Here is an 8,627-nt window from a genome sequence, read left to right on the forward strand (position 1 = left end):
CTATCCCTTTCGAGCGACGCGGTCGTCGCCCGCGCCGGTTTCGTTTGCCACATGCCCCTTTTCAGTGCCAGCTCATGCCGCAGCCGCCCAACTTCGCCAAACCCACGATAGGCATCGTCGGCAGCGCCGGCGCGTTCGGCCGCTGGCTCAAGCATTTCTTCGAACAGCGCATGGGCCTTGCGGTGGTCGGTCGTGATCCGAACGGCGACGCCGCGCTGTCGCCCGGCGAGCTGATCGAACGCGCCGATGTGCTGGTCTTTTCCGCGCCAATCCGCGCGACGGCCGCGCTGATCGCCGAATACACGGCGCTCGCCGCGGGCCGCGAGCACGGCAAGCTTTGGCTCGACCTGACTTCGATCAAGGCGGTACCGGTCGCGGCGATGCTGCGCTCGCAGGCCGAAGTCGTCGGTCTGCATCCGATGACGGCGCCGCCGAAGACACCGACGCTCAAGGGCCGCGTGCTCGTCGTCTGCGAGGCACGCCTCGATGCCTGGCGTGGATGGCTTCCGGAATTCCTCGCCGCGACCGAAGCCGACTGCGTGCGCGCGCAGCCCGAGCAGCACGACCGCATCATGGCCGTGGTCCAGGGTATGACCCACGCCACACACATGGCGCAGGCGGCGACACTGCAGGAGCTCGCGCCCGCGCTCGGCGGACTCGACGCGATCCATCCCTTCCGCACCATCGGCTACGAACTCGACGGCGTGGTCACGCGACGCATGCTTGCGAGCAATCCGGCGATCTACGCGGACATCCAGTTCGAGAATCCGCACGTACCACCCATGCTCGAGCGTCTCGCCGCACACATCGACTTCCTGCGCGATCGCGTGCGCGAGGGTGGCGAAGATGCGCGCGCGTCGATGCGCACGCAGTTGCTCGCGCAGCCGCGCGAGTTCTACGGCGGCAAGTCGCTCGGCGAAGGCAGCTACGGCTTCGAGCGCCTGGGCTATCTGCTCTCCGACCTTGCCTCGCCGGCGCACATCAGCGTGTTCCTGCCGCTCGACGAACCGGGCTCGCTGCGCGCGCTGTTGCAGGTGTTCGAGGAATGCAGGATCAATCTCGACTCGATCCATTCGTCGCGCACGCCCGAGGGCGAACTGCATTTCCGCATCGGCTACGATCCGGCGAGCGACGCGAGAAAGGTGCAAGCCGCGATTGCGGCGATCGGCAAGCGCGGCATCGGCCGCGTGCTCGCGGCGGACTGACGCCACTTGCGGAAGCCGCCGCATCGCGACGGCTTCCGCGGGGGTTTCAATGCCCGCTCTGGGCGGCGAGCTGGTCGAGATCGATGCCCTGCTTCTTCAGGATCGCCGTGCTGCGCCAGGCATAGAACGCAAGGTAGGCGAAGCAGGCGACGCCGACGATATAGCTCGCGTGAATACCGACGCCTTCCGAGACGAGGCCCTGGAACCAGCTGACGAAGCCGCCTCCGCAGATCATCATGATCAGGAAGCTCGAGCCTTCGTTCGTGTTCTTGCCGAGGCCGGCGATCGCGAGCGCGAAGATGCATGGCCACATGACGCTGCAGAACAGGCCGACTGAGATGAACGCGAACGTCGAAATCATGCCGCTCGTCGACATGCCGATCAGCAACGCGATGATGCCGCCGGCGGCGAAATTGAACAGCATGCGCGCCGGATTGCCGCGGCTGAGCAGCGCGGCCACGATCATGGCGACGATGACGACGGCGTAGACGAGGAACTGGCGCACGTCGTGCTGCGCGATCGTGTTGACCAGAAGGAACACGCCGAAGGCCAGGTACGGCAGGATGAAGGTCAGGATCTTCTTTGCCGATGCGCTGACGTCGAACGCACCCGCGGCGCCCGACCAACGGCCGATCATCATGCTCGCCCAGTACAGCGAGACGAACGGCGCAATGTGTGCGGTCTGCATGCCGAGGCCCTGTTCGAGATAGGCCGGCAGGTTGGCCACCGTCGAGACCTCCACGCCGACGTAGACGAAGATGCCGATCATGCCGAGCACGAGCTGCGGATACTTGAATGCGGCGAACATCGAGTCGCTGTGGATCAGCTTCTGCGCGCTGTCGCCGGCCTCGTCGGCGGCAAGATGTTCCAGGTCGATGTGGTTGGGCACCGGCGAGAAGTACAGGAACAGGGCGACGAGGATGAACACGATGCCGAGCACGAGGTACGGCGTCTTCACGTTCTCGATGCTCGCCTCCGTACCACCGGCGGCGACCGCGCCGAAGATCGCGATGCTGACGATGAGCGGACCGATCGTGGTGCCGAGGTTGTTGACGCCGCCGGCCATGGTCAGGCGCTGCGCGCCGGTGCTCGGATCGCCCATCACGATCGCGAGAGGATTCGCCGCGATCTGTTGCAGCGAGAAGCCGAGGCCGACGACGAACAGGCCCGAGATCATCAAGGTGAACGAGCCCAGGTTCGCCGCCGGATAGAACAGCAGCGTGCCGAGTGCGGAGATCACCAGGCCCACGCAGATGCCGTTCTTGTAGCCGATGCGATTGAGCACATCGCTGCCGATCAGCTTGGAAACGAGGAAGTAGATGATCGAGCCAACCGTGTAGGCGACATAGAACGCCACCGAAACGAGTTGGCTTTGCGCCTGGGTCAGACTGAACGCTTTCTTGAATACCGGGATGAGGATGTCGTTGCTCGCCGCCACGAATCCCCAGAAAAAGAAGACGGTGATCAGGGCGCCGAATTGCGACCACCGGGTTTGTTGTGTCGTCATGAAAATATCCGCCGTAGTGATGGTTGCCCGGCATGCCGGGGCGTGTGCGGATTGCGGGCCACAAGACGTCTCCGGCGTGCGCAGCGGATGACGCCGCTGGGCTATCGCGCTTCGGGGCGGGCGGCGATTCTTGTGGGGCGATCGCCTGCCGGGGTGCGCCGTTGCGCGAATACAACCATCTTGCCGCCCACGAATCCCTCCCTCGTGGAACCTGCGGACTCTAACATCCGTCGGCGCTGCTGCAAACGTTTACTTCGCCCGAGGGCGCTTCGATTCACGAGAAGCCCGGTTCGGCGAAGCGGACGCGCTGCGTTCAAGCACGTTTCACCGGCGCGGGGCTAGGCTCTCATCGACGCAGCTTCGCGTCGCCGCGGAGAACGGCCATGTCCGTTTCCATCCATCTGCTGTCGCCGCTGATCGCGCTGATCGCAGGCATCCTCATCCTCGTCATGCCGCGCCTGCTCAACTACGTGGTCGCGCTATATCTGATCCTCATCGGGCTGATCGGCCTGTTTGGCCACCAACTCGTCTAACGTTTCGGTTTGAGCAAGGTACCCGTACAGTTCTTCGCGCCGCACTTGCAGGCCCAGATCGCCTTGAGGCGCGCGGTGTGGCGCTCCTCGAGCTTGATGCCGTAGTCATAGGTCAGCTCTTCGCCGGCCTTGATCGCGCGCTTGGTCTCGATGACGACCCTGTCGCGGCGCTTGTCGCCACCTTCGTCCTCGACCATCCACGCCTCGCAGTTCGGCGCGCAACTGTGGTTGATCCAGCGCGCGTCATTGCCCTGGTCGCCGCCGTCGATGAGGTACTTCTCGTTGAGCGTGAACAGGAAGGTGTGGCCCGAATCGGTATCGTTCGCGTAGGTGCGGTTGGCCTGCGCGTGGGTCAGCAGGCGCCCCTTGTATTCGATGACACGCACGCCCTTGGCGAGGTCCTGCGCGGCGAACACGCCGTTGCCGTGGATCGGAGAGGAACGGCGGACAAAACGTTTGGCCATGCGACGACTCGATGCTCGCGAAAAAGGGAAGCGCGAATGATAGCGCGATCACCACGATCGCGGGCTGGTTTGCTTTGCCGAATTGCCGCTGCGCGGCCCTACCCTTATCATCCGCGACGTTCATCCATCCGCGCATGCGCGCAAGGAATCCCATGTCAGGCAAGTCGAAGTTCACCTCCTTCTGCACCGTCGCGCTGGGCCTCGTGCTCGCATTCGCGGCGGCGACCGGCGCCGATGCACGCAGCAAGGGCAAACATGGCAACTCCGGCGAGGGCCGACCCGGTCGCTTCGACTACTACGTCGTCTCGCTGTCCTGGTCGCCGAGCTATTGCGCCGTGCATCCCGACGAGCCGCAACAGTGCGGCAAGGGCTACGGCTTCGTCCTGCACGGCCTGTGGCCGCAGTACCGCAGCGGCGGCTGGCCGCAGAACTGTTCGACGAGCAGCGAGCCGGACGAGGCGACGGTCACGCAGATGCTGCCGATCATGCCGAGCCGGCACCTGATCGAACACGAATGGCAGACCCATGGCGCCTGCTCCGGTCACGACCCGAAGGAATATTTCGCCCTCGCCGAGGACGCGTTCTCGCGCGTGACGATTCCGCAGGCCCTGAAGACGCCGGCCACCTCGCCGCAACTTACCGCCGACGATGTGACCAAAGCCTTCATGGATGTGAATCCGGGCCTCGAGGACAACATGATCAGCGTGCAGTGCAAGGACGGCGGCACGCTCGAAGAGGTGCGCATCTGTGTCGACAAGGACAATCTCTCGGTCAAATCCTGCGGCGGGCGCGTGCGCAATTCCTGTCGTGCGGGCAAGTTGGCGATTCCCGCAGTGCGCTGACGCTGCCTGCTCTTGCTCGTCATTCCGGCGAAGGCCGGAATCCAGCTTTGGCTTTTTGATTCTTTCTGACCGCGTCCCTTCGCTTTTTCCGCTCGCATCCCGCGAGCGGGTCACTTTTCTTTGCTTGCCCAAAGAAAAGTAACCAAAAGAAATGCACTCCGGATGCCGCGCTCGCCGCTGCGCGGCGAGTTCGCGAGAGCATGCCGGGGTTCGTTGACTGAACGTCCCTGTCCAGGCAACGAACTCGGCGCGATCCATCGCGCCGGCCCTGGGGGCGTTTCCATCATGCCCTCGCCGCAGCAAACGGGGACCCGAGGATCAGGGCAAAATCAAGGACAGAAAGCGCGCTAGCTTGCCTCGATCGTCTTGTCGACCACGGCCTGCGCTTCGGCGAGCAGGCGTTCGAGATGCGCCTCGTCGATGAAACTCTCGGCGTAGATCTTGTAGATGTCTTCGGTGCCCGAGGGGCGTGCGGCGAACCAGCCGTTTGCGGCCATCACCTTGATGCCGCCGATGCGGCCGTCGTTGCCGGGGGCGCGGTCGAGCACGCGTTCGACTTTCTCGCCAGCCAGTTCGGCGATGTCGATCTTGTCGGGCGTGAGCTGGGCGAGTTTCTTCTTCTGCTCCGCGTTCGCGCGCGCATCGACGCGGTTGGACAGCGGCTCGCCGTATTTTTGCGTCAGGCCGCGATAGTACTCGCCGGGATCGCGTCCGCTGCGCGCAGTGATCTCGGCGGAAAGCAGCGCCGCGGCGATGCCGTCCTTGTCCGTGGTCCACACGCTGCCGTCGATGCGGCTGAACGTGGCGCCGGCGCTCTCCTCGCCACCGAAACCGAGCGAGCCATTGAGCAGACCGTCGACGAACCATTTCAGGCCGACTGGGGTTTCGTAAAGGCGACGGCCCAGTCCCTTCGCCACGCGGTCGATCATTGCGCTCGACACAACGGTCTTGCCGATGCCTGCGTCGGAGCGCCAATGTGGGCGATGACGGAACAGGTAATCGATCATCACGCTCAGGTAGTGGTTTGACGGCATCAGTCCCGAACTGCGCGCGACGATGCCGTGGCGGTCGTGGTCGGTGTCGCAGGCGAAGGCGACGTCGTACTTATCCTTGAGGTGGATCAGATGCTGCATCGCGAACTTCGACGACGGATCCATGCGGATGCGGCCGTCCCAGTCCAGGGTCATGAAGCGAAAGGTCGGGTCGACCGTTTCATTGACGATATCGAGATCGAAGCGGTACCTGTCCGCGATGCGCCGCCAGTAATGCACGCCGGCACCGCCGAGCGGATCGACGCCGAGCTTCAGACCCGCGCCGCGAATCGCGTCGAAATCGATCGCGTTGCCGAGATCGGCAACGTAGGCGCCGAGAAAATCGTGCTCGTGTGTGGTCGCCGCCGCGCGGGCACGCGAATACGGCATGCGCTTTACTTCCGCGAGACCGCTCTCGATCAGGCGATTGGCCTCCTTCTCGATCCAACCAGTCACGTCGGTGTCGGCCGGGCCGCCGTTCTGCGGGTTGTACTTGAAGCCACCGTCCTCGGGCGGATTGTGCGAGGGCGTGATGACGATGCCGTCGCCGAGGCCACGCGTACGGCCACGGTTGTGGACCAGTATCGAATGCGACACGGCCGGCGTCGGCGTGTATTCGCCGTCCGCGGAGATCATCGTCTCGATGCCGTTTGCGGCGAGCACTTCGAGCGCCGTGGCGAACGCAGGCTCGGACAAGGCATGCGTGTCGATGCCAAGGAACAGCGGGCCGTCGATGCCCTTCGTCTTGCGCCAGGCGCAGACGGCCTGCGTCACCGCGAGAATGTGCGTCTCGTTGAAGCTCGCGCGCAGCGAGGAACCGCGATGCCCCGAAGTGCCGAAGGCGACGCGCTGGGTCGGCTCGTTCGGGTCCGGCGTCAGCGCGTAGTACGCGGTGATCAGGCGCGGAATGTTTTCCAGCACGGACTCGGGTGGCAACTGCCCGGGCGTTGCGGCCGTACCCGTCTTCGGCTTCATGCCGCCGCGAGTGCCGCGCTCTTCGTCGCGATCCGTTGCATCAGTTCGTTCCAGGAATCGACGAACGCCCTCGCGCCGTCGACCTGCAGCTTCGCGGCGAGGGCATCGACATCGACACCGGCGCGCGCGAATTGCGCGAGCAGCGCTTCGGCATCGCCGCCATCCGCGGCCATCGCAACGCCGACCTTGCCATCCTTCGCGAACGCGAGCAGGGTTTTCTCCGGCATCGTGTCGACCGTGTCGGGTGCGGCCAAGGCCTCGACGTACAGGTTCGGCGAGAGCTTCGGATCCTTCGTGCCCGTGCTTGCCCAGAGCAGGCGCTGCGGATGCGCGCCTTGCGCCGCGAGTTTCTTCCAGCGGTCCGAGGCAAGCAGGTCGAGATAGGCGCGGTACGTGCGCCCGCTCGTCGCAATGCCGAGCCGGTTGTGCAGTTCTGCGGGTACGTCCGCACCGAGCGCGCGATCCCAGCGGCTGACGAATACCGAGGCCACCGATTCGACGACAGGACTCAAGCCCGCCAACACGCGCCGTTCGATGCCACGCAGGTATGCTTCCGCGGCCGCGAGATACTGCTCTCGCGAGAACAACAGCGTGACGTTGACCGGCACGCCCGCGAAGATCGCTTCCTCGATCGCGGGAACGCCCTCGGGCGTACCCGGAATCTTCACGAACAGATTGGAGCGTTGCGCTGCCCCGAAGATATCTTTTGCCGCCGCGATCGTACCGGCTGTATCGGCGGCGAGCAGCGGCGAGACTTCCATCGACACCCAGCCGTCGACGCCGCTGGTTTTCTCGTGAGTCGGCGCAAACAGGTCGGCGGCACGACGCAAGTCTTCGAGCGCGATGTCGATGAACAACGTCTCGCCCGACTTGCCTGCCTTGGCCTTCTCGCGGATCGCGGCGTCGTAGTAGCCGCTGCCGATCGCCTCGTTGAAGATCGTCGGGTTCGAGGTCAGGCCGGTCACCGACAGTTCGGCGATGTAGCGCTGCAGGGTGCCGTTGTCGAGGATCTCGCGCGTGATATTGTCGAGCCAGAGGCTCTGGCCGAGGTCGTGCAGTTGCTGTGTCGCTTTCATTGCAATATCACCCTCAGGTTTTTACGCGGTAGCACGGCACGTAGGCCGAACCCGGCAGCTTCATGCGCTGCTGTTCGACGAAACTCGCGAGCATCCTGTCGAGCGCGCGCATGATCTCGGGATCGCCGTCGATCACGAACGGGCCATTCTCGGCGATCGCGCGCATGCCCTCCTCCTTGACGTTGCCGGCGACGATGCCCGAGAACGCGCGGCGCAGGTCGGCGGCGAGCAGGTGCTTGGGCTGTTCGCGATGCAGGTTCAGCGCGGCCATGTTCGCGTGGGTCGGCTTGAACGGCTGCTGGAACGGCAGCTCGATGTGCAGGCCCCAGTTGAAGAAGAACGCGTCCTGGCTCTCGATGCGGTATTCGCGCACCTTCTCGATGCCGCGATGGACAACCTTGGCCGTCTCCAGCGGATTGTCGATGACGATGCGGTAACGCTTCGCGACGTCGTCGCCGAGCGCGAGGCGCAGGAACGCGTCGATCTGCTCGAAGTACGCGGCCGATTCCTTCGGCCCGGCGAACACGAGCGGGAACGGCACGTTGGCGTTCTGCGGATGCAGCAGTATGCCGAGCAGATAGAGGATTTCCTCGGCCGTGCCGACGCCGCCCGGGAACACGATGATGCCGTGGCCGAGGCGCACGAACGCTTCGAGGCGCTTCTCGATGTCCGGCATGATCACGAGTTCGTTGACGATCGGGTTCGGCGATTCCGAGGCGATGATGCCCGGCTCGGTGATGCCGATGTAGCGCTTGCGGCGCAGGCGCTGCTTGTCGTGCGCGATCGTCGCGCCCTTCATCGGCCCCTTCATCGCGCCGGGACCGCAGCCGGTGCAGATGTCGAGCCCGCGCAGGCCGAGGTCGTAGCCGACCATCTTCGTGTACTTGTACTCGGTGCGGTTGATCGAATGCCCGCCCCAGCAGACGACGAGGTTCGGGTCGGTGTTCGACTTGAGCACGCGCGCGTTGCGCAGGATCTCGAACACCGCATGGGT

At 64.6% G+C, this 8,627-nt stretch carries 8 protein-coding genes; 3 read left to right on the top strand and 5 right to left on the bottom strand.

Features of this window, described 5'->3' with window-relative positions; translation table 11 throughout:
• Positions 1-74 precede the first annotated feature (74 nt).
• Positions 75-1,205 (top strand): prephenate dehydrogenase, encoded by a 1,131-nt coding sequence (locus VF497_RS14405; protein WP_330889904.1) that lies wholly within the window; start codon positions 75-77, stop codon positions 1,203-1,205.
• Positions 1,206-1,251: 46 nt separating this feature from the next.
• On the opposite strand, the gene VF497_RS14410 is transcribed toward VF497_RS14405, so the two are convergent.
• Positions 1,252-2,712 (bottom strand): MFS transporter, encoded by a 1,461-nt coding sequence (locus VF497_RS14410; protein ID WP_330889906.1) that lies wholly within the window; start codon positions 2,710-2,712, stop codon positions 1,252-1,254.
• A gap of 383 nt (positions 2,713-3,095) precedes the next feature.
• Here VF497_RS14410 and VF497_RS14415 point away from each other — a divergent pair, with 383 nt between their 5' ends.
• Entirely contained in the window at positions 3,096-3,245 is a 150-nt protein-coding gene (locus VF497_RS14415; protein ID WP_330889908.1) for a DUF3096 domain-containing protein, read from the top strand.
• Here the strand turns inward: VF497_RS14415 and VF497_RS14420 are convergent.
• Entirely contained in the window at positions 3,242-3,709 is a 468-nt protein-coding gene (locus VF497_RS14420) for an SET domain-containing protein (RefSeq protein ID WP_330889910.1), read from the bottom strand. The two genes, VF497_RS14415 and VF497_RS14420, sit on opposite strands and share 4 nt — an antisense overlap.
• Before the next feature lie 152 nt (positions 3,710-3,861).
• On the opposite strand from VF497_RS14420, the gene VF497_RS14425 reads away from it, so the two are divergent.
• On the top strand, positions 3,862-4,551 hold the full coding sequence (locus VF497_RS14425; RefSeq protein ID WP_330889912.1) for a ribonuclease T2: 690 nt from the start codon (positions 3,862-3,864) through the stop codon (positions 4,549-4,551).
• Positions 4,552-4,898: 347 nt separating this feature from the next.
• On the opposite strand, the gene pgm is transcribed toward VF497_RS14425, so the two are convergent.
• From pgm to ppnN, 3 genes are all read right to left on the bottom strand, one after another.
• On the bottom strand, positions 4,899-6,557 hold the full coding sequence (gene pgm, locus VF497_RS14430) for a phosphoglucomutase (alpha-D-glucose-1,6-bisphosphate-dependent) (RefSeq protein WP_330889914.1): 1,659 nt from the start codon (positions 6,555-6,557) through the stop codon (positions 4,899-4,901).
• A complete protein-coding gene (gene tal, locus VF497_RS14435; protein ID WP_330889916.1) occupies positions 6,554-7,633 on the bottom strand; it encodes a transaldolase in 1,080 nt (359 codons plus the stop codon). Before tal ends, pgm begins: the two co-directional genes overlap by 4 nt.
• Before the next feature lie 13 nt (positions 7,634-7,646).
• Positions 7,647-8,627, bottom strand: a 981-nt coding sequence (gene ppnN, locus VF497_RS14440; RefSeq protein WP_330889918.1) for a nucleotide 5'-monophosphate nucleosidase PpnN, incomplete at its 5' end; no start/stop codon positions are given.

Origin of the sequence: Rudaea sp., from assembly GCF_036383415.1 — a bacterium.
Lineage (GTDB): Bacteria > Pseudomonadota > Gammaproteobacteria > Xanthomonadales > Rhodanobacteraceae > Rudaea.

Bases quoted from the DNA above. Each gene is read 5' to 3' on its own strand.
- VF497_RS14420 (WP_330889910.1), bottom strand. From the start codon at position 3,709: ATGGCCAAACGTTTTGTCCGCCGTTCCTCTCCGATCCACGGCAACGGC.
- pgm (WP_330889914.1), bottom strand. From the start codon at position 6,557: ATGAAGCCGAAGACGGGTACGGCCGCAACGCCCGGGCAGTTGCCACCC.
- VF497_RS14410 (WP_330889906.1), bottom strand. From the start codon at position 2,712: ATGACGACACAACAAACCCGGTGGTCGCAATTCGGCGCCCTGATCACC.
- VF497_RS14405 (WP_330889904.1), top strand. From the start codon at position 75: ATGCCGCAGCCGCCCAACTTCGCCAAACCCACGATAGGCATCGTCGGC.
- VF497_RS14425 (WP_330889912.1), top strand. From the start codon at position 3,862: ATGTCAGGCAAGTCGAAGTTCACCTCCTTCTGCACCGTCGCGCTGGGC.
- VF497_RS14415 (WP_330889908.1), top strand. From the start codon at position 3,096: ATGTCCGTTTCCATCCATCTGCTGTCGCCGCTGATCGCGCTGATCGCA.
- tal (WP_330889916.1), bottom strand. From the start codon at position 7,633: ATGAAAGCGACACAGCAACTGCACGACCTCGGCCAGAGCCTCTGGCTC.